Consider the following 22,781-nt stretch of genomic DNA (forward strand, 5'->3'; position numbering starts at 1 on the left):
ATAGGGGGACGCACGGCTGAAGGGGAACATGCCATGAGTGCCGAGGACCTCGAGAAGTACGAGACCGAGATGGAGCTGAAGCTCTACCGGGAGTACCGCGATGTCGTCGGGCTGTTCAAATACGTGATCGAGACCGAACGCCGCTTCTACCTCACCAATGACTACGAGATGCAAGTGCACTCCGTTCAGGGTGAGGTGTTTTTCGAGGTCTCCATGGCGGATGCCTGGGTGTGGGACATGTACCGGCCCGCCCGGTTCGTCAAACAGGTGCGCGTGCTCACGTTCAAGGACGTGAACATCGAGGAGCTCAACAAGAGCGATCTGGAGCTGCCGAGCAGCTGAGCGCGGCTGTCCCCGCTCGCTGCGCCCCTGGCTCCGCCCAGCTGAATTTACTCGGCGGAGTGGTGGGGTTATCCACAACCGGCGAGTAATGCACCAAGATCCAATAGGTGCGGGCTGAACCGTGACGGTGGATGTCGGAGGTGGTGCCGACATGAACGCACGGGGAGCACTCGGCAGGTACGGCGAAGATCTGGCCGCACGGCGGCTGATCGACGCGGGGATGACGGTTCTGGAGCGCAATTGGCGCGCGGGCAGGACCGGTGAGATCGACATCGTGGCCATGGACGGCGAGGCTCTCGTCGTCTGCGAGGTCAAGACGCGCAGAGGGGGCCCGGGCTCCCCTCCCTTCGAACATCCGATGGCGGCCGTCGGCCGGACCAAGGCGGAGCGGCTGCGAAGGCTCGCCGAGCGCTGGATCGAGGAGCGCGGTGGCCCACCGCCGGGCGGCGTCCGCATCGACCTGGTCGGAGTCCTGATCCCGCGGCGCGGCGGCCCCGTGGTCGAGCACGCGCGGGGGGTGGCCTGATGGGATTCGCGCGTACGTGTTCGGTGGCGCTGGTCGGCGTCGAGGGCGTGGTCGTCGAGGTGCAGGCCGACCTGGAGCCCGGAGTCGCGGCCTTCACGCTGGTGGGGCTGCCGGACAAGAGCCTCACCGAGAGCCGCGACCGGGTCAGGGCGGCCGTGGTCAACTCCGGGGGTGAGTGGCCGCAGAAGAAGCTCACGGTCGGGCTGAGCCCGGCGTCGGTGCCCAAAGGCGGCAGTGGCTTCGACCTGGCCGTCGCCTGCGCCGTCCTCGGGGCGGCCGAGCGGATCGATCCCCGGGTCCTCGCCGACATCGTGATGATCGGGGAGCTCGGACTCGACGGCCGGGTGCGCCCGGTCCTCGGGGTACTGCCCGCGGTGCTCGCGGCGGCCGACGCGGGGTACGAACAGGTGGTCGTCCCGGAGTGCACCGCCGCCGAGGCATCGCTGGTGCCGGGCATCTCGGTCCTCGGGGTGCGCAGCCTGCGGCAGCTCATCGCCGTGCTCACCGACGAGCCGGTGCCGGAGGAGGAAACGGACGAGCCCGGGCGGCCCGATCCGCTGCTCGCCGGGCTCTGCGTACCGGGCACGGGGGTCGGTACGGGGCTCAGCGGCGGTCCGGACGACGCCCACGCGCTCGACCTGGCCGATGTCGTCGGGCAGGTGGCGGCCAGGACAGCCGTCGAAGTGGCCGCGGCGGGCGCGCACCATCTCTTCCTGCAAGGGCCACCCGGCGCGGGGAAGACCATGCTCGCGGAACGGCTCCCGGCGGTTCTGCCCCGGCTGACGCGGGAGGAGTCCCTGGAAGTGACGGCGGTCCACTCGGTGGCGGGCATGCTGCCCCCGGGCAGACCGCTGGTGGACATCGCGCCGTACTGCGCGCCCCACCACTCCGCGACCATGCAGTCGCTCGTGGGCGGCGGCAAGGGAATCGCCCGGCCGGGCGCGGTCTCCCTCGCTCATCGCGGGGTGCTTTTTCTGGACGAGGCGCCCGAGTTCAGCGGTAAGACCCTGGATTCCCTGCGGCAGCCCCTGGAATCGGGGCATGTGGTCATCGCGCGCAGCGCGGGAGTGGTGCGGCTGCCCGCGAAGTTCCTCATGGTGCTCGCGGCGAATCCCTGCCCGTGCGGCCGGCACACGCTGCTGGGCGACGGCTGTGAATGCCCCGCTTCCGTCATCCGCCGCTATCAGGCCCGCCTCTCGGGGCCGCTGCTCGACCGGGTCGACCTGAAGGTCGAGGTGGAGGCCGTCACCCGCTCCGAGCTGGCCGGGTACGGCACGCCGGGGGAGTCCACCCGGACCGTCGCCGACCGAGTGCGTGCCGCGCGCGAGAGAGCCGCCGCTCGTCTCGCCGGCACCGGATGGCGGACCAACAGCGAGGTCGCGGGACACGCCCTGCGCACGCGCTGGCCCGCGGCGCCGGGCGCGCTGCAGGCGGCCGAAATCGATCTCGAGCGCGGCTTCCTTACGGCCCGGGGGCTGGACCGTGTGCTGCGGGTCGCCTGGACCGTCGCCGACCTCGCGGGGCACGACCGGCCCCTCGCGCAGGACGTCGCCCTCGCGCTGCAACTGCGCACGGGAATCGCCCGGGGCGTACCGATGGTCATCGGGGCGTCCTCATGAACCCCGATGCGCCGCCGGATTCGTCATCGGGTCCGCCGTCGGGTCCGCCCTCGGACGGGGAGCGGCTGGCCCGCGTCGCGCTGACGCGGGTCCTCGAACCGGGGGACGCGGTCGGCGGGCGGTGGCTGCGCGAGATCGGGCCGGGCGAGGTGATGCGGCGCCTCACCGGGACGGAGGAAGAGGCGCGGCTGCCCGGGGTGACCGCGCGGCGGTGGGACGGGCTGCGGGTGCGGGCCGCCGCGGTGCGCCCGGAGCGGGATCTGGCGGCGGCGCGGGATGTCGGGGGGAGGTTCGTGTGTCCGGGGGACGCGGAGTGGCCGCTCACCCTGGACGACCTGGGGGACGCGCGTCCGGTCGGGCTCTGGGTGCGGGGGCGGCCCTCCCTGCGGATGTGGGGGCTGCGGTCGGTGGCGGTCGTCGGCTCTCGGGCCTGTTCGGGGTACGGCGCGCACATGGCGGCCGAGCTCGCCGCGGGGCTCGCGGAGCGCGGCTGGGTCGTGATCTCCGGAGGGGCGTACGGCGTGGACGGCGCCGCACACCGAGGGGCGCTCGGCGCCGGCGGTGCAACCGTGGCCGTCCTTGCCTGCGGGGTCGACCGGCCCTATCCGCGCGGGCACGCCGAGCTGATCGGGCGCATCGCGGAACAGGGCCTCGTGGTCGGTGAGTTGCCGCCGGGGGACCATCCGACGCCGAGCCGGTTCATTCTGCGGAACAGGGTGATCGCGGCGCTGACCAGGGGAACGGTGGTGGTCGAGGCCGCGTACCGCAGCGGGGCGCTCGCCACGGCGCGCGGAGCCCAGGAGCTGGGTCGCTTCGTCATGGGGGTGCCGGGGCCCGCGACCAGCGGCCTGTCGGCCGGGGTGCACGAGCTGCTGAGGGGTGACGGAGTCCTCGTCACCGACGCCTCCGAAGTCGTCGAGCTGGTCGGTGACATGGGAGAGCTCGCCCCGGCCCGGCGGGGGCCCGTCGTGCCGCGTGACCTGCTCGCTTCCGGGGTCCGGCGCGTCCTCGCCGCCCTGCCCGCGCGAGGGCTCGCGGTGGCGCGGGACATCGCGATCGGTGCGGGCACCACCGAGGACGACGCGGTCGGGCGGCTGTACGAACTTCAGTCGTTGGGGTTCGTCGAACGACACGGCGACGGCTGGCAGTTGACACGCCAGGCGTTTCTGTCCGTCTTCGCCGATGGAGGGGAATCGTGACCGAGCGTGTTCCGCCGGACGGATGACCCCCGACGACCTTGGGAAATCGTGCAGTTGATGCGCCGGAGTCATCACACAGAGCGACGGCGCCGACTCGTTGAGGGGTCAAGCGGAACGTATCTGCGCACGCGCGATCCCATACTCTTCGCTCACTGCGACACTTCAGTCACGCTACGCTCACACAGATTCCGACGCGGACAGGCAACAGACGGACGACCTCATTCACTCCACGCACGCTCTCCACCGCTCCGGCGCGGGCGACACCGGTGATTCCACCGGCTCGCGCGACCTCATCGACCCACGCGACCTCCCCAGTTCAGGCGACCCCCACGACCTCCCCGGTTCACGGCAGAACGGCTCAAGGCGACGAATGCCCCAGCACACCTCAGGGTCCGATCGGGCAGCGGTTCCCCCCGCCGCCCGTAGCGGCGAGCGGGAGCGGCCCCCCGCGCCCTCGTCGCTGGACGAGTTGTGGCGCTCGTACAAGGAGACGGGGGACGGGCGGCTGCGGGAGCAGCTGATCCTGCACTACTCGCCGCTGGTGAAGTACGTCGCGGGCCGGGTCAGCGTGGGGCTGCCGCCCAATGTCGAGCAGGCCGACTTCGTGTCGTCCGGCGTGTTCGGGCTCATCGACGCGATCGAGAAGTTCGACATCGAGCGGTCCATCAAGTTCGAGACCTACGCGATCACCCGCATCCGCGGGGCCATGATCGACGAACTGCGGGCGCTCGACTGGATCCCGCGTTCGGTACGGCAGAAGGCGCGCAACGTCGAGCGGGCGTACGCCACACTCGAGGCGCAGTTGAGGCGCACCCCGTCGGAGGGCGAGGTCGCCGCCGAGATGGGGATCGCGCTGGAGGAACTGCACGCGGTTTTCAGCCAGTTGTCGCTGGCGAACGTCGTGGCCCTCGAAGAGCTGCTCCACGCGGGCAGCGACGGCGGCGACCGGCTCAGCCTGATGGACACGCTCGAGGACCACGCGGCCGACGACCCCGAGGAGGTCGCCGAGGACCGTGAGCTGCGCAGGCTGCTCGCACGGGCCATCAACACGCTGCCGGAGCGTGAGAAGACCGTCGTCACGCTCTACTACTACGAAGGACTCACGCTCGCCGAGATCGGCAACGTCCTCGGGGTGACCGAGAGCCGGGTGAGTCAGATCCACACCAAATCCGTGTTGCAGCTGCGCGCGAAGCTGGCGAGTTTTGGGCGCTGAGCATCGCTGAATCGTCCCTGCCCGAGAGCGTGCGCGCGGGAGCGGCTCCCGCGCGCGGCGTCCCGTCCGTAAAGTGGAGCTGTGCCAAGGATTCGAGCGGCCTCCGTGGCCGAGCACCGGTCGATGCAGCGCGGCGCCCTGCTGGACGCCGCGCGTTCCCTGCTGTCCGAAGGCGGTACGGAGGCACTGACCTTCCCCGCACTCGCCGAGCGCACCGGTCTCGCCCGGTCGTCCGTGTACGAGTACTTCCGGTCGCGGGCAGCCGTGGTCGAAGAGCTGTGCGAGGTCGACTTCCCCGTCTGGGCGGCGGAGGTCTCGGCGGCGATGGAGTGCGAGGAGTCGGCCGAGGGCAAGGTGGAGGCGTACGTACGACGCCAGCTGGCGCTGGTCGGGGACCGGCGGCACCGCGCCGTGGTCGCCATCTCCGCGAGCGAGCTGGACGCCGGGGCGCGGGAGAAGATCCGCGCCGCGCACGGTGGCCTGATCGCGATGATCGTGGAGGCCCTCGAAGAGCTGGGACACGAGCAGCCCCGGATGGCGGCGATGCTGCTGCAGGGCATCGTGGACGCCGCGGTGCGGCGCATCGAGCTCGGGGTGGCGGAGCAGCCGCAAGCCATCACGGAGGCAGCCGTGGCCATGGCCCTGCGGGGCGTCCGGGGCTGAGCCCTGGCGCGTGGGCGTGTGCCGACGGCCGTGCGAGAGGTCCGTACAGCGATGGCCGTGTGTGGCCCGGCCGGGGGTCGCACAGGGGCAGCAGGCGGGACGGGCCGTGGTGCAGCAGCCACGGTGGCAGGAGTGCCAGCGGGTTCAGGTAGGCCTGCGCTCTGAGCAGGCCCCAGTGGAGGCAACTCGTCGGGCAGTGGCCCGTCGGGCGCTCCAGGAAGCCCACCGAAACGCCCGCGGTGACCGTGTCGCCCTTCTTCACCGTCGCCCGCACCGGTTCGTACGTCGTGCGCAGCGGCGGATCCCCCGTGCCGTCCAGCTCCACCGAGACCACACCCCGGCCCGCCACCCGGCCCGCGAACGAGACACGGCCCGGCGCCACCGCGCGCACCGGGGAGCCCGGGGCGGCGGCCAGGTCCACACCCCGGTGACCCGCGCCGTACGCGGTCGCCGGTGGGCTCCAGCCGCGTACGACCGGGGGACGGGTGCCGACCGGCCAGGTCGAGGCCACGGGGGCCGGAGCCGAGGGCGGAGTCAGAAAGGTCACGAGCAGGGCCGCCAGCGTGGGCAGCAGCAGTTCCGGGCGCATGCGAGAACGGTCCCGCGCCGGGCCCGCCCGCGGGGATCATGGACCTTTTCTGTGGACGACCTGTCGCCTGTGGACAACCGCGTCACCCGCGCAGGGGAAGCGCCTCAAGCGCCTCCACCGGTGCAGGGGCAGCGCCACCACCTGTCAGGTGAGGCGCGACCACCCGGCAGGAAAAGTGTCCTCACCCGGTCAAGGGAAGCGGCGTCACCTGCCACCCCGCGGGTCCCGTACACTTCTTTTGGCGATCCGGGTCACCGGGTCGACTTCGCACGCCCCGACACCAGGCCATGAAAAAGCCGGTGTCAGCGCCCCTCGGTCCCTAGTGGCAAGGCGCACAGCGGGCGTCAGGCGCGAGTGCCGTCCGGCACACGCGGCACAACCGAGATTCTCAAGGAGAACGGCCATGGCCGTCGTCACGATGCGGGAGCTGCTGGAGAGCGGCGTCCACTTCGGTCACCAGACCCGTCGTTGGAACCCGAAGATGAAGCGCTTCATCTTCACGGAGCGCAACGGCATCTACATCATCGACCTGCTCCAGTCGCTGTCGTACATCGACCGCGCCTACGAGTTCGTCAAGGAGACCGTCGCCCACGGCGGCACGGTCATGTTCGTCGGCACGAAGAAGCAGGCGCAGGAGGCCATCGCGGAGCAGGCCACCCGCGTCGGCATGCCCTACGTCAACCAGCGCTGGCTGGGCGGCATGCTCACCAACTTCTCGACCGTCTACAAGCGTCTGCAGCGCCTCAAGGAGCTCGAGCAGATCGACTTCGAGGACGTCGCCGCTTCCGGTCTGACCAAGAAGGAGCTTCTCGTGCTCTCGCGCGAGAAGGCCAAGCTGGAGAAGACCCTCGGTGGTATCCGCGAGATGCAGAAGGTGCCCAGCGCCGTCTGGATCGTGGACACCAAGAAGGAGCACATCGCGGTCGGCGAGGCCCGGAAGCTCAACATCCCGGTCGTCGCCATCCTCGACACCAACTGCGACCCCGACGAGGTCGACTACAAGATCCCGGGCAACGACGACGCGATCCGCTCCGTCACCCTGCTCACCCGCGTGATCGCCGACGCCGTCGCCGAGGGCCTCATCGCCCGTTCCGGCGTCGCCACCGGTGACTCGAAGCCGGGCGAGAAGGCCGCCGGCGAGCCGCTCGCCGAGTGGGAGCGCGACCTGCTCGAGGGCGAGAAGAAGGCCGAGGAGCCCAAGGCCGCCGAGGCTGAGGCCGAGACCGAGGCCGAGGCCGAGGTTCAGAAGTCCGCCGAGACGGAGAAGGCTGCCGACGCCGAGCAGGCCGACGCCCCCGCCGCGGCCGCGGACGCCGAGCAGGCCTGACCTCCCAGGTTCGGTTGTTGACGGCGGGGGCCCGATCGGCCCCCGCCGTTCACCCGTAGACCTCCGTAGATCTTTCAGACTTCGAGAGAGAATTTTCGATCATGGCGAACTACACCGCCGCTGACGTCAAGAAGCTCCGTGAGCTCACGGGCGCCGGCATGATGGACTGCAAGAAGGCGCTCGACGAGGCCGAGGGCGACGTCGACAAGGCTGTCGAGGCGCTCCGCATCAAGGGCCAGAAGGGCGTCGCCAAGCGCGAGGGCCGTTCCGCCGAGAACGGCGCCGTGGTCTCCCTCATCGCCGACGACAACACCTCCGGTGTCATCGTCGAGCTGAAGTGCGAGACGGACTTCGTCGCCAAGGGCGACAAGTTCCAGGCCGTCGCGAACAACCTCGCCGCCCACATCGCCAAGACCTCCCCGGCCGACCTCGAGGCGCTGCTCGCGTCCGAGATCGAGGCCGGCAAGACCGTCCAGGCGTACGTCGACGAGGCCAACGCCAACCTCGGTGAGAAGATCGTCCTGGACCGCTTCGCGCAGTTCTCGGGCGCCTACGTCTCCGCGTACATGCACCGCACGATGCCCGACCTGCCCCCGCAGATCGGTGTCCTCGTCGAGCTGGACAAGGCCGACGCCGACGTCGCCAAGGGCATCGCCCAGCACATCGCCGCCTTCGCGCCGAAGTACCTCTCGCGTGAGGACGTCCCGGCGGACGTCGTCGAGTCGGAGCGTCGCGTCGCCGAGGAGACCACCCGCGCCGAGGGCAAGCCCGAGGCCGCCCTGCCGAAGATCGTCGAGGGTCGCGTCAACGGCTTCTTCAAGGAGGCCACCCTCCTCGGCCAGCCCTACGCGCTGGACAACAAGAAGTCGGTCGAGAAGGTTCTCGCCGAGGCCGGTGTCACCCTGAAGCGCTTCTCGCGCATCAAGGTCGGCATCTGAGTCCGTACCGCGATCGACGGTAGACCCGTATAGGGTCGACAGCGGTCGCCGCGTACGGTCCTCGTGCGCGACGTACGACCGCAGGATCTGACGAGGAGGCCACTGCCGAGCATGGGTTGCGAACGACACCCCACCGGCAGTGGCCTTCTTCGTATGTTGTGCCGAGTAAGAGAAGCGAGAAGCACATGACCACCCAGGCCGACTCGAAGAGTGATGACGGCAAAGTTGCCGGACGCTTCCTGCTGAAGCTCTCCGGCGAGGCGTTCGCCGGTGGGGGAGGCCTCGGGGTCGACCCCGACGTGGTGCACGCCATCGCCCGGGAGATCGCCGCCGTCGTCCGTGACGGCGCCCAGATCGCCATCGTCATCGGCGGAGGCAACTTCTTCCGCGGTGCCGAGCTCCAGCAGCGCGGCATGGACCGGGCCCGCTCCGACTACATGGGCATGCTCGGCACCGTCATGAACTGCCTCGCGCTGCAGGACTTCCTGGAGAAGGAAGGCATCGACTGCCGCGTCCAGACCGCCATCACCATGGGGCAGGTCGCGGAGCCGTACATCCCGCTGCGCGCCGTGCGCCACCTGGAGAAGGGCCGTGTGGTCATCTTCGGCGCCGGCATGGGCATGCCGTACTTCTCCACCGACACCACCGCCGCGCAGCGCGCCCTGGAGATCGATGCCGAGGCGCTGCTCATGGGCAAGAACGGCGTGGACGGCGTCTACGACTCCGACCCGAAGACCAACCCCGACGCGGTGAAGTTCGACTCCCTCGGCTACGGCGAGGTCATCACCCGCGACCTCAAGGTCGCCGACATGACCGCGATCACGCTGTGCCGGGACAACAAGCTGCCCATCCTGGTCTTCGAGCTGCTCTCCGAGGGCAATATCGCGCGGGCCGTCAAGGGTGAGAAGATCGGCACACTCGTGGGCGACCAGGGAAGCCGGGCCTGACCCCGAGGGACCTGGGCCAGCCTCGAGGAACGTCTGGGAGACGGGCCTTGAGGGGATGGACAAAGCCCTGCCGGTCGGACACCGTGCAGGAAAGAGACGCGACGCAGCCGGCCGCCCCGTGCTAGCCGGGCCACTCAAGACACGCAGGAGCAAGTGGTGATCGAAGAGACCCTCCTCGAGGCCGAGGAGAAGATGGAGAAGGCCGTCGTGGTCGCCAAGGAGGACTTCGCCGCGATCCGCACCGGCCGTGCGCACCCGGCGATGTTCAACAAGATCGTGGCTGACTACTACGGCGCGCTGACGCCGATCAACCAGCTGGCCTCGTTCTCGGTGCCCGAGCCGCGGATGGCCGTGGTGACCCCGTTCGACAAGAGCGCGCTGCGCAACATCGAGCAGGCGATCCGGGACTCCGACCTCGGCGTCAACCCGAGCAACGACGGCAATATCATCCGGGTGACCTTCCCCGAGCTCACCCAGGACCGCCGCAAGGAGTTCATCAAGGTCGCCAAGACCAAGGCCGAGGACTCCAAGATCTCGATCCGGTCGATCCGCCGCAAGGCCAAGGAGGCCTTCGACAAGGCGATCAAGGACGGCGACGTCGGCGAGGACGAGGGGCGCCGCGCCGAGAAGGAGCTCGACGACACCACCGCGAAGTACGTCGCCCAGGTGGACGAGCTGCTCAAGCACAAGGAAGCCGAGCTGCTCGAAGTCTGAGCCCAGGCTCGAGTCCGAGGAAGCAGGAAATCGATCCGTGAACGACTCTTCCTGGGGGGCGCCGCCCAGAGCCGGGTATTGGGGGTCGTCCGACCAGGGCCCCGGCCAGGGGGCGACCCCGCCGGGTCCCGCGTACGATGCGCAGGACGCGCTGTTTCCGTCCGAGACGCAGCCCATGCCCATCGTGCCCGACGTACCCGTTTCCGGCGGAGACCAGGACGACGACCGGGGGGCCACTCGGATGGGCGGCCCCCTGTTCCGTGACGAGCCTCCGCAGGAGCCCATGCCCAGCGCACCACAGCCGCAGCCCGCCCCGGCCGCACCGCAGAAGAAGAGCGCGGGTCGCGATCTCGGGGCAGCCATAGGAGTCGGTGTGGGACTCGGCGCGGTGATCATCGCGTCGCTGTTCATCGTGAAGGCCGTCTTCATCGGCGTCATAGCGGTCGCCGTCGTGGTCGGCCTCTGGGAGCTCACCTCCCGCCTGGAGGAACGCAAGGGCATCAAGGCGCCCCTCGTGCCGCTCGCGGTGGGGGGCGCGGCGATGGTCGTCGCCGGGTACGTGCGCGGGACCGAGGGCGCGTGGGTCGCGATGGCGCTCACCGCGCTCGCCGTCCTCGTCTGGCGCATGACCGAGCCGCCCGCGGGCTATCTGAAGGACGTCACGGCGGGGGTCTTCGCGACCTTCTACGTTCCGTTCCTCGCGACCTTCGTGGCGCTGATGCTCACCGCGGACGACGGTCCGCAGCGGGTTCTCACGTTCCTCCTCCTGACCGTGGTCAGCGACACCGGCGCGTACGCGATCGGCTGGCGCTTCGGCAAGCACAAGCTGGCGCCGCGCATCAGCCCCGGCAAGACCCGCGAGGGCCTGGTCGGCGCGGTCACCTTCGCGATGGCCGCGGGGGCGCTGTGCCTGCACTTCCTCATCGACGACGGTGTGTGGTGGCAGGGCCTGGTGATCGGCTTCGCCGTCGCGGCGAGCGCCACGCTCGGCGACCTCGGCGAGTCCATGATCAAGCGGGACCTCGGCATCAAGGACATGGGCACGCTGCTGCCCGGCCACGGCGGCATCATGGACCGCCTGGACTCCCTGCTGCCGACCGCACCGGTGGTGTGGCTGCTGCTCGTGGCGTTCGTCGGGTCCAGCTGACACGGGGTCTGACCTGCGTAGACGTGCGTGAGGGGTTCGTTGTCCACAGGGCGGCGAGCCCCTTGTCGTATGTCTGCGACACTGGAAGGACCATGCCTGTACCCGGAGAACTCACTTTCGTCGCGCCCCGCGGTGCCAAGAAGCCCCCGCGGCACCTCGCCGACCTCACGCCCGCCGAGCGCAAGGAAGCCGTTGCCGCCATCGGCGAGAAGCCGTTCCGTGCCAAGCAGCTCTCACAGCACTACTTCGCGCGGTACGCGCACGACCCGGCCGAGTGGACCGACATTCCGGCCGGGGCGCGCGAGAAGCTGCGGGAGGCGTTGCTGCCCGATCTGATGTCCGTGGTGCGGCACATCAGCTGTGACGACGACACGACGCGCAAGACGCTGTGGCGGCTCTTCGACGGGACGCTCGTCGAGTCGGTGCTCATGCGGTATCCGGACCGGGTCACCATGTGCATCAGCTCCCAGGCGGGCTGTGGCATGAACTGTCCGTTCTGCGCCACGGGGCAGGCCGGCCTCGACCGGAACCTGTCGACCGGTGAGATCGTGCACCAGATCGTCGACGGCATGCGTGCGCTGCGGGACGGGGAGATCCCGGGTGGCCCTGCCCGGCTCTCCAACATCGTCTTCATGGGGATGGGCGAGCCGCTCGCCAACTACAAGCGGGTCGTCGGCGCCATCCGTGCGCTGACCGACCCGGAGCCCGACGGCCTGGGGCTGTCGCAGCGCGGGATCACCGTGTCGACGGTGGGGCTCGTGCCCGCCATCCACCGGTTCTCCGACGAGGGCTTCAAGTGCCGCCTCGCGATCTCGCTGCACGCGCCGGACGACGAGCTGCGCGACACCCTCGTGCCGGTCAACACGCGGTGGAAGGTGCGGGAGGTGCTGGACGCCGGGTGGGAGTACGCCGCGAAGTCCGGGCGCCGGCTCTCCATCGAGTACGCGCTGATCCGCGACATCAACGACCAGGCCTGGCGTGGTGACCGGCTCGGGCGGCTGCTCAAGGGCAAGCCTGTGCACGTCAACCTCATTCCGCTGAACCCGACGCCGGGCTCGAAGTGGACGGCCTCGCGGCCCGAGGACGAGAAGGCGTTCGTGGAGGCCATCGCCGCCCACGGTGTGCCGGTCACGATCCGGGACACCCGCGGCCAGGAGATCGACGGGGCGTGCGGCCAGCTCGCCGCCGCCGAGCGGTAGTCTGGCGGGCGTACCTACATCTGCATATTCCGACAGGGGAGCGCCACAGCGCTGAGAGTGCGGCCACTTGGACAGGTGGGCCGCAGACCCTCTGAACCTCGCCCAGGTCATTCTGGGTAGGAAGTTCGGGCATCACTCAAGCTGTAGCGCCCTGCCCGCGCGCCGTCGGTGCGCGGGCAGGGCCGCGTCTTCTCCTGGTCACCCAGGAGGAAAGTCAGTGAGCACCACGAAGAAGGTCACGTTCACCGCCGTGGCGGTGGGCATCGGGCTCGTCGCCGTCTCCGCGTGCGGCAGCTCCGACGGCGGGTCGGGGACGGCCGACTCGAAGAGCGTCACGCTCGTCAGCCATGACTCCTTCAATGTCTCCAAGGACGTGTTGAAGGACTTCGAGAAGCGGTCCGGGTACAAGGTCAAGGTCCTCAAGGACGGTGACGCGGGCGCCGCCGTGAACAAGGCGATCCTGTCCAAGGACAACCCGCAGGGCGACGTCTTCTTCGGCGTCGACAACACGCTGCTCTCGCGGGCGCTCGATAATGGGCTCTTCCAGTCGTACGAGGTCAAGGGCTCGGACGAGGTCAAGCCGGAGTTCCGGGTTGATGGGGGCAAGCACCGGGTCACGCCCGTCGACAGCGGTGACATCTGCGTCAACTACGACAAGAAGTACTTCACCGACAAGAAGCTCGCGCCGCCGAAGTCCTTCGAGGACCTCACCAAGCCCGCTTACAAGAACCTGCTCGTGACCGAGAACGCCTCGACCTCGTCGCCCGGCCTCGGCTTCCTGCTCGGCACCGCCGCCAAGTACGGCGACGACGGCTGGACGGACTACTGGAAGAAGCTCAAGGCCAACGGCGTCAAGGTCGTCGACGGCTGGGAGCAGGCGTACAACGAGGAGTTCTCCGGGTCCGCGGGCGGCAAGAAGGCCAAGGGTGACCGGCCGCTCGTCGTTTCCTATGCCTCCTCGCCGCCTGTCGAGGTGCTGTACGGCGAGCCGCAGCCCAAGCAGGCGCCGACCGGCGTCGCGACCAGTACGTGCTTCCGCCAGGTCGAGTACGCGGGCCTGCTCAGCAACGCCGGCAACGAGAAGGGCGGCAAGGCGCTCCTCGACTTCCTCACGAGCCGGGAGTTCCAGGAGGACATGCCGCTCACCATGTTCGTGAACCCGGTGCGCGAGGGCACCAAGCTGCCGAAGTTGTTCACCGAGCACGGCGTGACCGTCGACGCGCCGCAGACCATGGACCCGAAGAAGATCGCCGACAACCGCGAGCCGTGGATCAAGTCGTGGACCTCGCTCGTACTGAAGTAGCGAAGTCCCGCCCGCGCGCGGGGTCCGGTCGCGGGAGCGCGGCGCGGCTCGGCCTGATGGCCGTGCCCGTCGCGTTCTTCGCGCTCTTCTTCGCCTATCCGGTCACGGCGATCGTCGCGCGCGGGCTGCGCATCGACGGCGTGTGGCAGTTCGGGCGGATCACGGACGTGCTCGGGCAGTCCGACATCCGCCACGTGCTGTGGTTCACCACCTGGCAGGCGCTCGCGTCGACGGCGCTCACCCTGCTGATCGCGCTCCCCGGCGCGTACGTCTTCGCGCGCTTCGACTTCCCGGGGAAGCGAGTGCTGCGGGCCGTCGTCACCGTGCCGTTCGTGCTTCCGACGGTCGTCGTCGGCACGGCGTTCCTCGCGCTGATCGGGCGGGGCGGGCTCTTCGACGAGCTGTGGGGCGTACGCCTGGACACCACGGTCTGGGCGATCCTGCTCGCGCACGTCTTCTTCAACTACGCGGTCGTCGTACGCACCGTGGGCGGCCTCTGGTCGCAGCTCGACCCACGCCAGGAGGAGGCCGCGCGGATGCTCGGCGCCTCCCGGTGGACGGCCTGGCGGACGGTGACGCTGCCCGCGCTCGCGCCCGCCGTGGCCGCCGCCGCGCTCATGGTCTTCCTCTTCACCTTCACCTCCTTCGGCGTGGTGCAGATCCTCGGCGGTCCCGCGTACTCGACGCTCGAAGTGGAGATCTACCGGCAGACCGCGCAGCTCCTCGACCTGCCGACGGCCGCCGTCCTGACCCTCGTGCAGTTCGCCGCGGTCGGCCTGATCCTGGCGATCCACGCGTGGACGGTACGGCGGCGCGAGAGCGCGCTGAAGCTCGTCGACGCCTCGGCCGTGGCGCGCAGGCCGCGCGGCGCCGGGCAGTGGACGTTGCTCGCGTTCGTCATGGTGACGGTCGTGCTGTTGATCCTGCTGCCGCTCGGCGTGCTGGTGCAGCGGTCCTTCGACGGTCCTGAAGGCTTCGGGTTCACGTACTACAAGGAGCTGACCTCGGCGGACGGCGGCGCCTTCCTCGTACCGCCGATCGAGGCGATCGGGAACTCACTGCGGTACGCGGTGGTGGCCACGGCCATCGCCGTCCTGATCGGAGGGCTCGCGGCTGCCGCCCTCACCCGGCGCGCGGGCCGTCTCGTGCGCGGCTTCGACGCGCTGCTCATGCTGCCGCTCGGCGTCTCCGCGGTCACCGTGGGCTTCGGGTTCCTGATCACGCTCGACAAGCCGCCGCTGGATCTGCGGTCCTCCTGGATCCTGGTGCCGCTCGCCCAGGCCCTGGTCGGTGTGCCGTTCGTCGTACGCACCATGCTGCCCGTCCTGCGCGCGGTGGACGGCAGACTCCGCGAGGCGGCGGCCGTGCTCGGGGCGTCGCCGCTGCGGGCGTGGCGCGAGGTCGACCTGCCGATGGTGCGGCGGGCGCTCCTGATCGCCGCCGGGTTCGCCTTCGCCGTCTCGCTCGGCGAGTTCGGGGCGACGGTCTTCATCGCACGGCCCGACAACCCGACGCTGCCGGTCGCCGTGGCCCGCCTCCTCGGACGCGCGGGCGACCTCAACTACGGCCAGGCGATGGCCCTCTCGACGATTCTCATGGTGGTGTGCGCGGTGTCCCTGCTGCTCCTGGAACGCGTACGGACCGAGCGCACCACGGGGGAGTTCTGATGACGGACGCGCTGCTGAGCCTGCGGGACGCGACGGTACGTTTCGGGGCGCGGGCCGTGCTCGACGCCGTGGACCTCGATGTCGCCGAGCACGAGATCGTCTGTGTGCTCGGGCCGAGCGGCAGCGGCAAGTCGACGCTGCTGCGGGCGGTCGCCGGGCTCCAGGGGCTCGACTCGGGGCAGGTCGTCCTCGGCGGGCGCGATCAGCGCGGGGTGCCCGCGCACAAGCGGGGCGTCGGCCTCATGTTCCAGGACCACCAGCTCTTCCCGCAGCGGGACGTGGCGGGCAACGTCGCCTTCGGGCTGCGCATGCACGGCGCGTCGCGCGGCGAACAGGCCGACCGGGTCGCCGAGCTGCTGGAACTCGTCGGCCTCCCGAAGGCACAGCGGCGCGCGGTGGCCGCGCTGTCCGGCGGTGAGCAGCAGCGCGTGGCGCTGGCGCGGGCGCTCGCGCCGCGGCCCCGGCTGCTGATGCTCGACGAGCCCCTCGGCCAGCTCGACCGCTCGCTGCGGGAGCGTCTGGTCGTCGAACTCAGGGAACTCTTCGACGAGTTGGGTACGACCGTCCTCGCCGTCACGCACGACCAGGGCGAGGCCTTCGCGCTCGCCGACCGCGTCGTCGTCATGCGGGACGGACGGATCGCCCAGTCCGGCACGCCGCTGGAGGTCTGGCAGCACCCGGCCGACGAGTTCGTGGCGCGTTTCCTCGGCTTCGACAACGTGGTGCGGGCGACCGTGGCGGGGGAGGCCGCCGACACGGTGTGGGGCAAGATCCCCGTCCCCGAGGGCACTCCGGCGGGACAGTGCACGATCCTGGTGCGGCCGGCCGGGGTGCGGCTCGTCTCCGCCGAGGAGGGGCTGCCGTGCCTCGTCACGGCGCGCACTTTCCGCGGCACGCATGTCGCCGTCCACCTTCAGCCGGTGGACGGGCCGCGCCTGGAGGCGGCGTGTGCGTTGCGCCGGGCGCCGGAGGTGGGGGAGACGGTGGGCCTCGGATTCGACGCGGAGGATGTGGTGGTCCTCGGCTGAGTGCCCGACGAGACTCGGGCGGCGCCCTAAAGGTGTCGCCTCGTCCGGGTGAGCCGGTGACGTGGCGGGTGAGCCGGTGACGTGGCGGGTGAGTCGTGTGCGGTGGCGGGTGAGTCGTGTGTGGTGACGGGTGAGCCGGTGCGGGGGCTCGTGCGGCCGTACGGACCCGTCAGGCCGTGGGGGACGGCGTCGCCCCGAGCTTTCGCAGGGCGTCAGGGGCGTCCTCCACCCGGTCCACCAGGGCGATCCGGGACTCCATCGAGCGGTCGCGGGCGAGCGACTTGAGCAGCGGCCACACCGGCAGGTGGTCGGTCCAGTGGGCGCGGTCGACCAGGACCATGGGTGTGGGCTCGCCGCGGGACTCGTAGTAGTTGGGGGTGGCGTTGTCGAAGACCTCCTGGACGGTGCCCGCCGCGCCGGGGAGGAAGATGACGCCCGCGTTCGAACGGGCCAGGAGGCCGTCCTCGCGGGTGGCGTTGGCGAAGTACTTGGCGAGGTGGGAGGCGAACGCGTTCGGCGGCTCGTGGCCGTAGAACCAGGTGGGGATGCCGACGGAGGCGCCGCCGTCGGGCCACCGCTCGCGGACCGCGAAGGCCGCCCGCGCCCACTCCGTGACGGAGGGCGTGAACGACGGGGCCTTGGCGAGGAGCGCGAGGGAGTCGTCCAGCATCGTGTCGCCGTGGGGTGCCGCGTAGGCGCCGAGGTTCGCCGCCTCCATCGCGCCGGGGCCGCCGCCCGTCGCGACCGTGAACCCCGCGCGGGCCAGCGCGCGGCCGAGCCGGGCCGCTCCCGCGTAGGCCTCCGTGCCGCGGGCCATCGCGTGACCGCCCATGACGCCGACGACACCGGCCCCGACGAGGAGTTCGTCGAGGGCGTCCGAGATGGAGTCGTCGTGTATGGCGCGCAGCATCGACGAGAAGACGTCGCCGTCGGCCTTGGTCCGCTGGAACCAGTCGTACGCGTGCGCGTCCGGCGTCGCGTCGTACCCGCCCTCGGCCAGGCCGGCGAACAGGTCGTCGGCGGAGTAGAGCAGACCGCGGTACGGGTTGAACGGCAGTCCGGGGACGGGCGGGAAGACCAGCGCACCGCCCGCCCGCACCTTCGCCGCCGCGTCCTCCCGCATCGGGCAGCCGAGGAAGACGGCGCCCGCGACGTCGGCCGCGAGGAGGGCGGAGGTGCGCTCCGTCAGGTCGACGGCCTGGACCCGGCACCCCGCGAGGGCGCCGCGTCCCGCGACCTCGTCGAACTCGGCGAGGGTCTCGATCTCACGGTCCTCGCCGGGGAGTTGCGGGGCGGACCCGGGTGTCGCGGGAGACACGGGCGACGGCGACGCGGGTTCGGGAGTGGGCTGCATCCGTCCATGCTAAGCAGGGCGGACACCGGGGCCTCGGTCAGCCCTGGACCTCGGACGGGTCCATCCACATGACCTCCCAGGTGTGGCCGTCCAGGTCGTCGAAGGCGCGGCCGTACATCGTTCCGTAGTCCTGGACCTTGCCCGCCGTGCCGCCCGCGGCGATCGCTCTGTCGACGAGCTCGTCGACCTTCTCGCGGCTCTCGGCGCTCAGACAGATCAGCGTCTCGCTGACCTTGGTGGCGTCCGCGATCTCCTTCTGCGTGAAGTTCGCGTAGTGCTCCTTGCTCAGCATCATCGCGACGATGGTGTCGCTGATCGTCACACACGCGCAATCGTCGGACGAGAACTGTGCGTTGATCGTGTAGCCGAGCTCCGTGAAGAACTTCTTCGACGCGGCGACGTCGGACACGGCCAGGTTCACGAAGATCATCTGCTGGTACATGGGTGTCTCTCCCGGTGTGTGTGCGCTGTCAGCGCGTGTGCTTACAGGGGGATAGACATCCGTTCGACTCGGAACTCATCGCTCGTCGCGAACTTTCTTCCGATCTCTTTTCGCGCTCGTCATCGAGCTACTTCCGCGGACTCTCCCCGATGTCCTGTCACGGCGTCAGCGGCAGGGCTGCCAGCTGTGCGACGACCCAGGTCAGCGGGCCGAACACGGCGAGCAGCGCGCCCGCGCGGAGCGCCGCCGAACCGCGCAGCATCGTCGCGGGCGCACCGAGCCGCAGCAGCGCGGACGTCGTGTCCGAACGGGCCTGCCGGGCCTCCACGGAGGCCGTGGCCAGGGTCAGGACCGCGCAGCCCGAGACGAGCAGCGCGCCGAGCGTGGTCAGCGGACCGGCCTCGGGGCGCGGCCCCGCGTACAGCACGATCGACGCGTACGCGCCCGACGCCACGGCGCACAGCACGCCGAGCGGACGTCCGATGCGCCGCGCCTCCTCCTGCAGCACGCGCCCCGCGAGCAGGCGCAGCGCGCCGGGCCTGACCGCCTGCAGCAGCCGTCCGCAGAGGTAGGTGAGGCCGGGCCCCGCGAGGACGAGGCCGAGCGCGGTCAGCGCCCATCCCGCGAGCACGCCCGCGGGGCTGCCTTCGGCGCTGCCGGGCAGGGGGAAGCCGGTGCGCGGGGTGGCACCGGAGCGGCTCGTGTACGTCTCGACGGCGAGGCCCGCGGCGAGCAGGGCGACGCCCCAGGGGAGTCCGCTCGGGGGCGGGGTGGGGGCGGCGGGTTCGGTGCCGGGCTCCGGGCGGGTCGGGGGCTCGGATCCGGTGTCCGCCTCGGTGCCGGGCCGCCGGGTCGCGGTCGCGGCGGCCTTGGCCGCGCGGGTGGTGCCCGCGGCTCCGGCCGCGGCTGTGGTCTTCGTGGAGCGCGGCCGCAGTACGAAGGCACTTGCCGCGGACGCGACGATCGGGATCAGCGCGAGCAGCGTGAGCGCGGCGGCGACCGGCAGCGGCCGGCCGGCGGCGAGCAGATCGGCCGACGCCCCGTCGAAGGGGAGGCCCGCGACGTCGCCGCGCAGGTGCAGGAAGAAGAGCAGCGCGAGCATGGAGCCGAGCGTGCAGGCGACGGCCGTGGAGATGGCGGCGAGCACCATCAGGCGCCCGGGTCCGAGGCCCACCGCGGAGAGCCCGCTGCGGGGGCGGGTGCCGGGGTCGGTACGGGCGACGGCGACGGCGAAGTAGACGGTGGCGGCGACCGGTGCGGCACACCACGCGAGGCGCAGCCCGGCACCCGCTCCGGGGTGCTCCATCGCGTACGCCAGGGTGCAGAGGAGCAGGAAGCCGGTGCCGGCGGACGCGGCGGCGACGAGGAGCCGTCGGAGCTGGACGACGGGGTGGGCGCCCCGGGCTAGACGGAAAGCGAGCACGCGGCCCCTTCCGTCCGGGTGGGGGAGGTGACGCCGACGGAACGACTGGCTCCGGCGGTGGTGCCCGGCGTGCTCGGCGTGCTCGGCGTGCCCGGCGTGCTCGTGGGGCTCGGCGTGCTCGTGGTGCTCGGGGTGCTCGCGGTGCTTGGAGTGGTTGTGGTGCTCGGCGCGGTCGTCGTGCTCGCCGTGATCGTGGTCCCTGCGGGGCGCGGGGAGGGCGTCGCAGGGTCCGCGGAGGCCGCGCGCGCCTCCGCGTCCGCCTTCTGGGCCGTCGCCCCTTCGCCTCCCACGGGCCCGGCCGTCGATGCCTCCGCCCCCGGCAGATGCACCGTGCTGACCCGCCGCCCGTCCAGGAGGTTGACCGTGCGGTCCGCCAGCGTGGCGACGGCCTGGTCGTTCGTGGCGAGGACGACCGTGATGCCGTGGGAGCGGGCCGCCGTCGTCAGGGTGCGCAGCGCGAGCGTGTGGTCGGCGCGGTGCAGGGGAGCGGTGGGCTCGTCGGCGAAGAGCACGGACGGCGTGGTGACCAGGGCGCGGGCGATGGCGACGCGCTGACGCTCCGACTGGAGGAGCGCGTGCGGCCGCTTCCGTGCGCAGCCGCCGATGTCGAGGCGGTCCAGCCACTCCTGGGCGGCGGGCTTGGAGACCCGATGCGAGGCGCCGCGCAGCATCAGCGGCAGGGCGACGTTCTCCCAGGCGGTGAGCTCCGGGACGAGGTGCGGCTCGGGGTCGATCCAGCCGAAGCGGTCGCGGCGCAGCCGTTCGCGTACGAGCGGCCCCATCGTGTGGACGGGCGTGCTGTTGAACCACACCTCGCCCTGCTGGGGGAGCAGCTGGCCGGAGAGGCACTGCAGGAGGGTCGTCTTGCCGCTGCCGCGGGGGCCGTTGACGGCGAGGATCTCGCCCTCGCGGACACCGAGCGAGACGCCGGTGAGGGCGGGAGAGCCGTTGTGTGTGACATGTAGGGCACGTGCCCACAGCACGTCGTTGTCCGGCGGGGCCACCATGGCGTACACCTCGGTTCAGATCAGCTCGACTCCCCCGTACGGGGGAACGAAGGCGGGGCCGATCGGTCACTGGGCACGGTAGGGATACGGGCGGACCGGGCCGGTGTTGATCACACTGGATCACGCCAGATCACGTCATGAGGTCAGAGCTTCGTCCACGCCTCCGTGAGCACCTGCCGCAGGATGCCCTCGATCTCGTCGAAGGTGTCCTGGGTGGAGATCAGCGGCGGGGCGAGCTGGACGACCGGGTCGCCGCGGTCGTCGGCACGGCAGTACAGGCCGTTGTCGTACAGCGCCTTGGAGAGGAAGCCGTACAGGACGCGCTCGGTCTCCTCGTCGTTGAACGTCTCCTTGGTGGCCTTGTCCTTCACGAGCTCGATGCCGTAGAAGAAGCCGTTGCCGCGGACGTCGCCGACGATCGGCAGGTCGAGCAGCTTGCTGAGGGTCTGGTGGAACGCGTCCTCGTTGTCGAGGACGTGCTGGTTGAGACCCTCCTTCTCGAAGATGTCGAGGTTGGCGATGCCGACCGCGGCCGAGACGGGGTGGCCGCCGAAGGTGTAGCCGTGCAGGAAGGTGTTGTCGCCCTTGTAGAACGGCTCGGCGAGCTTGTCCGAGATGATGCAGGCGCCGATCGGGGAGTAGCCCGAGGTCATGCCCTTGGCGCAGGTGATCATGTCCGGGACGTAGCCGAACTTGTCGCAGGCGAACATCGTGCCGAGGCGGCCGAAGGCGCAGATGACCTCGTCGGAGACGAGCAGCACGTCGTACTTGTCGCAGATCTCGCGCACGCGCTGGAAGTAGCCGGGCGGGGGCGGGAAGCAGCCGCCCGCGTTCTGCACCGGCTCAAGGAAGACGGCGGCGACCGTCTCCGGGCCCTCGAAGAGGATCTCCTGCTCGATCTGGTCGGCAGCCCAGCGGCCGAAGGCCTCGGGGTTGTCGCCGTGGATCGGGGCGCGGTAAATGTTGGTGTTCGGCACCTTGTGCGCGCCGGGGACCAGCGGCTCGAAGGGGGCCTTGAGGGCAGGCAGGCCGGTGATGGACAGGGCGCCCTGCGGGGTGCCGTGGTAGGCGACCGCGCGGGATATGACCTTGTACTTCGTGTGGTTGCCGGTGAGCTTGTGGTACTGCTTCGCCAGCTTCCACGCGGTCTCGACGGCCTCGCCGCCACCGGTGGTGAAGAAGACCTTGTTGAGGTCGCCCGGCGCGTAGTTCGCGAGGCGCTCCGCCAGCTCGACGGCCTTCGGGTGGGCATAGCTCCACACCGGGAAGAAGGCCAGCTCCTGCGCCTGCTTGTAGGCGGTCTCCGCGAGCTCGTGACGGCCGTGGCCCGCGTTGACGACGAAGAGACCGGACAGGCCGTCCAGGTACTTCTTGCCCTTGTCGTCGTAGATGTAGGTGCCCTCGCCACGCACGATGGTGGGGACGGGCGCGTTCTCGTAGTCCGACATGCGGGTGAAGTGCATCCACAGGTGGTCGTACGCGGTCTGGCTGAGGTCCTTGCTCACGGCTATCGGGTTCCCCACATATAGGTCTGCTTCTTGAGCTTGAGGTAGACGAAGCTCTCGGTGGAGCGCACGCCGGGGAGGGCGCGGATGCGCTTGTTGATGACTTCGAGCAGGTGGTCGTCGTCTTCGCAGACGATCTCCACGAGGAGGTCGTGCGAGCCCGCGGTCATCACCACGTACTCGGCCTCCGGCATGGCGGCCACGGCGTCCGCGACCGGATCCACATCGCCCTCGACGTCGATGCCGACCATCGCCTGCCTGCGGAAGCCCACGGTGAGCGGGTCCGTGACGGCGACGATCTGCATGACGCCCTGGTCGAGCAGCTTCTGGACGCGTTGGCGCACGGCCGCCTCGGACAGGCCGACGGCCTTGCCGATGGCGGCGTACGGACGGCGTCCGTCCTCCTGAAGCTGTTCGATGATCGCCAGGGATACGGCGTCCACGGGAGGGGTGCCGTTCCCACTGCCGTTCCCGCCAGGGTTTCCGGTGCGGGAGCTGCGAGGGGTGCTGGGGTCTGCGCTGCGACTGGCCACAGACTCACTGTGCACGACGTCTCGTCACTTCCGCAAGGCTCAATCGATGAAATTCGTTGTCTACGACTCCGATCCTCACGGATTCCGCAGTTCTGG

The 22,781-nt window shown here is 70.5% G+C and carries 21 protein-coding genes and 1 pseudogene; 15 read left to right on the top strand and 7 right to left on the bottom strand.

Going from position 1 to position 22,781, the window contains the following annotated elements; genetic code table 11:
- The first annotated feature begins 33 nt into the window (after positions 1–33).
- The 6 genes from AC07DO_RS33860 to AC07DO_RS33885 all read left to right on the top strand — a co-directional run bounded on the left by AC07DO_RS33860 (position 34) and on the right by AC07DO_RS33885 (position 5,562).
- On the top strand, positions 34–342 hold the full coding sequence (locus tag AC07DO_RS33860; RefSeq protein ID WP_055510545.1) for a DUF2469 domain-containing protein: 309 nt from the start codon (positions 34–36) through the stop codon (positions 340–342).
- 121 nt (positions 343–463) lie between these two features.
- Complete coding sequence (locus tag AC07DO_RS33865) at positions 464–868, top strand: YraN family protein (RefSeq protein ID WP_479065229.1); 405 nt, start codon at positions 464–466, stop codon at positions 866–868.
- Positions 868–2,487: a YifB family Mg chelatase-like AAA ATPase gene (locus AC07DO_RS33870; protein ID WP_479065231.1), complete on the top strand. Its 1,620-nt coding sequence runs from the start codon at positions 868–870 to the stop codon at positions 2,485–2,487. Before AC07DO_RS33865 ends, AC07DO_RS33870 begins: the two co-directional genes overlap by 1 nt.
- Complete coding sequence (gene dprA / locus AC07DO_RS33875) at positions 2,484–3,686, top strand: DNA-processing protein DprA (RefSeq protein WP_479065233.1); 1,203 nt, start codon at positions 2,484–2,486, stop codon at positions 3,684–3,686. Before AC07DO_RS33870 ends, dprA begins: the two co-directional genes overlap by 4 nt.
- 370 nt (positions 3,687–4,056) lie before the next feature.
- Positions 4,057–4,899: an RNA polymerase sigma factor WhiG gene (gene whiG / locus AC07DO_RS33880; protein WP_479065235.1), complete on the top strand. Its 843-nt coding sequence runs from the start codon at positions 4,057–4,059 to the stop codon at positions 4,897–4,899.
- Positions 4,900–5,004: 105 nt separating this feature from the next.
- On the top strand, positions 5,005–5,562 hold the full coding sequence (locus AC07DO_RS33885) for a TetR/AcrR family transcriptional regulator (protein WP_479065423.1): 558 nt from the start codon (positions 5,005–5,007) through the stop codon (positions 5,560–5,562).
- On the opposite strand, the gene AC07DO_RS33890 is transcribed toward AC07DO_RS33885, so the two are convergent.
- A complete protein-coding gene (locus tag AC07DO_RS33890) occupies positions 5,516–6,151 on the bottom strand; it encodes a peptidoglycan DD-metalloendopeptidase family protein (protein WP_479065237.1) in 636 nt (211 codons plus the stop codon). The genes AC07DO_RS33885 and AC07DO_RS33890 overlap by 47 nt on opposite strands.
- Positions 6,152–6,554: 403 nt before the next feature.
- Here AC07DO_RS33890 and rpsB point away from each other — a divergent pair, with 403 nt between their 5' ends.
- From rpsB to AC07DO_RS33935, 9 genes are all read left to right on the top strand, one after another.
- Complete coding sequence (rpsB, locus tag AC07DO_RS33895) at positions 6,555–7,478, top strand: 30S ribosomal protein S2 (protein ID WP_479065239.1); 924 nt, start codon at positions 6,555–6,557, stop codon at positions 7,476–7,478.
- A gap of 101 nt (positions 7,479–7,579) precedes the next feature.
- Entirely contained in the window at positions 7,580–8,416 is an 837-nt protein-coding gene (tsf, locus tag AC07DO_RS33900) for a translation elongation factor Ts (protein ID WP_471086568.1), read from the top strand.
- A 185-nt stretch (positions 8,417–8,601) separates the two neighbouring features.
- Positions 8,602–9,363, top strand: a complete 762-nt coding sequence (gene pyrH, locus AC07DO_RS33905) for a UMP kinase (RefSeq protein WP_150215952.1) — start codon at positions 8,602–8,604, stop codon at positions 9,361–9,363.
- A 156-nt stretch (positions 9,364–9,519) separates the two neighbouring features.
- Positions 9,520–10,077 carry a ribosome recycling factor gene (gene frr, locus AC07DO_RS33910; protein WP_150186465.1) on the top strand — a complete coding sequence of 186 codons (558 nt, stop codon included), beginning with the start codon at positions 9,520–9,522 and terminating at the stop codon, positions 10,075–10,077.
- Between the two features lie 37 nt (positions 10,078–10,114).
- Positions 10,115–11,224: a phosphatidate cytidylyltransferase gene (locus AC07DO_RS33915; protein ID WP_479065242.1), complete on the top strand. Its 1,110-nt coding sequence runs from the start codon at positions 10,115–10,117 to the stop codon at positions 11,222–11,224.
- 92 nt (positions 11,225–11,316) lie between these two features.
- The gene (gene rlmN, locus AC07DO_RS33920; protein WP_479065244.1) at positions 11,317–12,423 is read left to right on the top strand and encodes a dual-specificity RNA methyltransferase RlmN; all 1,107 of its coding nucleotides are present in this window, start codon (positions 11,317–11,319) and stop codon (positions 12,421–12,423) included.
- A gap of 217 nt (positions 12,424–12,640) precedes the next feature.
- Positions 12,641–13,726: a thiamine ABC transporter substrate-binding protein gene (locus tag AC07DO_RS33925; protein ID WP_479065246.1), complete on the top strand. Its 1,086-nt coding sequence runs from the start codon at positions 12,641–12,643 to the stop codon at positions 13,724–13,726.
- Positions 13,702–15,393, top strand: coding sequence for an ABC transporter permease (locus AC07DO_RS33930; protein WP_479065248.1), 1,692 nt, complete (start codon positions 13,702–13,704; stop codon positions 15,391–15,393). Before AC07DO_RS33925 ends, AC07DO_RS33930 begins: the two co-directional genes overlap by 25 nt.
- Entirely contained in the window at positions 15,393–16,421 is a 1,029-nt protein-coding gene (locus tag AC07DO_RS33935) for an ABC transporter ATP-binding protein (RefSeq protein ID WP_479065250.1), read from the top strand. The genes AC07DO_RS33930 and AC07DO_RS33935 overlap by 1 nt, the downstream gene beginning before the upstream one ends.
- A gap of 169 nt (positions 16,422–16,590) precedes the next feature.
- Here AC07DO_RS33935 and AC07DO_RS33940 read toward each other — a convergent pair whose 3' ends face one another.
- The 6 genes and pseudogenes from AC07DO_RS33940 to AC07DO_RS33965 form a co-directional block, all read right to left on the bottom strand.
- A complete protein-coding gene (locus AC07DO_RS33940) occupies positions 16,591–17,775 on the bottom strand; it encodes an LOG family protein (RefSeq protein ID WP_479065252.1) in 1,185 nt (394 codons plus the stop codon).
- 37 nt (positions 17,776–17,812) lie between these two features.
- On the bottom strand, positions 17,813–18,217 hold the full coding sequence (locus tag AC07DO_RS33945) for a VOC family protein (protein ID WP_479065254.1): 405 nt from the start codon (positions 18,215–18,217) through the stop codon (positions 17,813–17,815).
- Positions 18,218–18,374: 157 nt separating this feature from the next.
- Positions 18,375–19,640: a hypothetical protein gene (locus AC07DO_RS33950; RefSeq protein ID WP_479065256.1), complete on the bottom strand. Its 1,266-nt coding sequence runs from the start codon at positions 19,638–19,640 to the stop codon at positions 18,375–18,377.
- A gap of 311 nt (positions 19,641–19,951) precedes the next feature.
- Positions 19,952–20,647 (bottom strand): annotated as a pseudogene (locus AC07DO_RS33955) (ABC transporter ATP-binding protein); the annotation flags it as partial.
- 143 nt (positions 20,648–20,790) lie between these two features.
- Positions 20,791–22,170, bottom strand: a complete 1,380-nt coding sequence (locus AC07DO_RS33960) for an aspartate aminotransferase family protein (protein ID WP_479065258.1) — start codon at positions 22,168–22,170, stop codon at positions 20,791–20,793.
- Positions 22,155–22,700, bottom strand: coding sequence for an Lrp/AsnC family transcriptional regulator (locus AC07DO_RS33965; RefSeq protein ID WP_479065260.1), 546 nt, complete (start codon positions 22,698–22,700; stop codon positions 22,155–22,157). Before AC07DO_RS33965 ends, AC07DO_RS33960 begins: the two co-directional genes overlap by 16 nt.
- Positions 22,701–22,781 lie beyond the last annotated feature (81 nt).

It is taken from the genome of Streptomyces sp. NPDC045678, assembly GCF_056432085.1.

Bases quoted from the DNA above. Each gene is read 5' to 3' on its own strand.
- AC07DO_RS33860 (WP_055510545.1), top strand. From the start codon at position 34: ATGAGTGCCGAGGACCTCGAGAAGTACGAGACCGAGATGGAGCTGAAG.
- AC07DO_RS33870 (WP_479065231.1), top strand. From the start codon at position 868: ATGGGATTCGCGCGTACGTGTTCGGTGGCGCTGGTCGGCGTCGAGGGC.
- dprA (WP_479065233.1), top strand. From the start codon at position 2,484: ATGAACCCCGATGCGCCGCCGGATTCGTCATCGGGTCCGCCGTCGGGT.
- whiG (WP_479065235.1), top strand. From the start codon at position 4,057: ATGCCCCAGCACACCTCAGGGTCCGATCGGGCAGCGGTTCCCCCCGCC.
- AC07DO_RS33890 (WP_479065237.1), bottom strand. From the start codon at position 6,151: ATGCGCCCGGAACTGCTGCTGCCCACGCTGGCGGCCCTGCTCGTGACC.
- rpsB (WP_479065239.1), top strand. From the start codon at position 6,555: ATGGCCGTCGTCACGATGCGGGAGCTGCTGGAGAGCGGCGTCCACTTC.
- tsf (WP_471086568.1), top strand. From the start codon at position 7,580: ATGGCGAACTACACCGCCGCTGACGTCAAGAAGCTCCGTGAGCTCACG.
- pyrH (WP_150215952.1), top strand. From the start codon at position 8,602: ATGACCACCCAGGCCGACTCGAAGAGTGATGACGGCAAAGTTGCCGGA.
- rlmN (WP_479065244.1), top strand. From the start codon at position 11,317: ATGCCTGTACCCGGAGAACTCACTTTCGTCGCGCCCCGCGGTGCCAAG.
- AC07DO_RS33935 (WP_479065250.1), top strand. From the start codon at position 15,393: ATGACGGACGCGCTGCTGAGCCTGCGGGACGCGACGGTACGTTTCGGG.
- AC07DO_RS33940 (WP_479065252.1), bottom strand. From the start codon at position 17,775: ATGCAGCCCACTCCCGAACCCGCGTCGCCGTCGCCCGTGTCTCCCGCG.
- AC07DO_RS33945 (WP_479065254.1), bottom strand. From the start codon at position 18,217: ATGTACCAGCAGATGATCTTCGTGAACCTGGCCGTGTCCGACGTCGCC.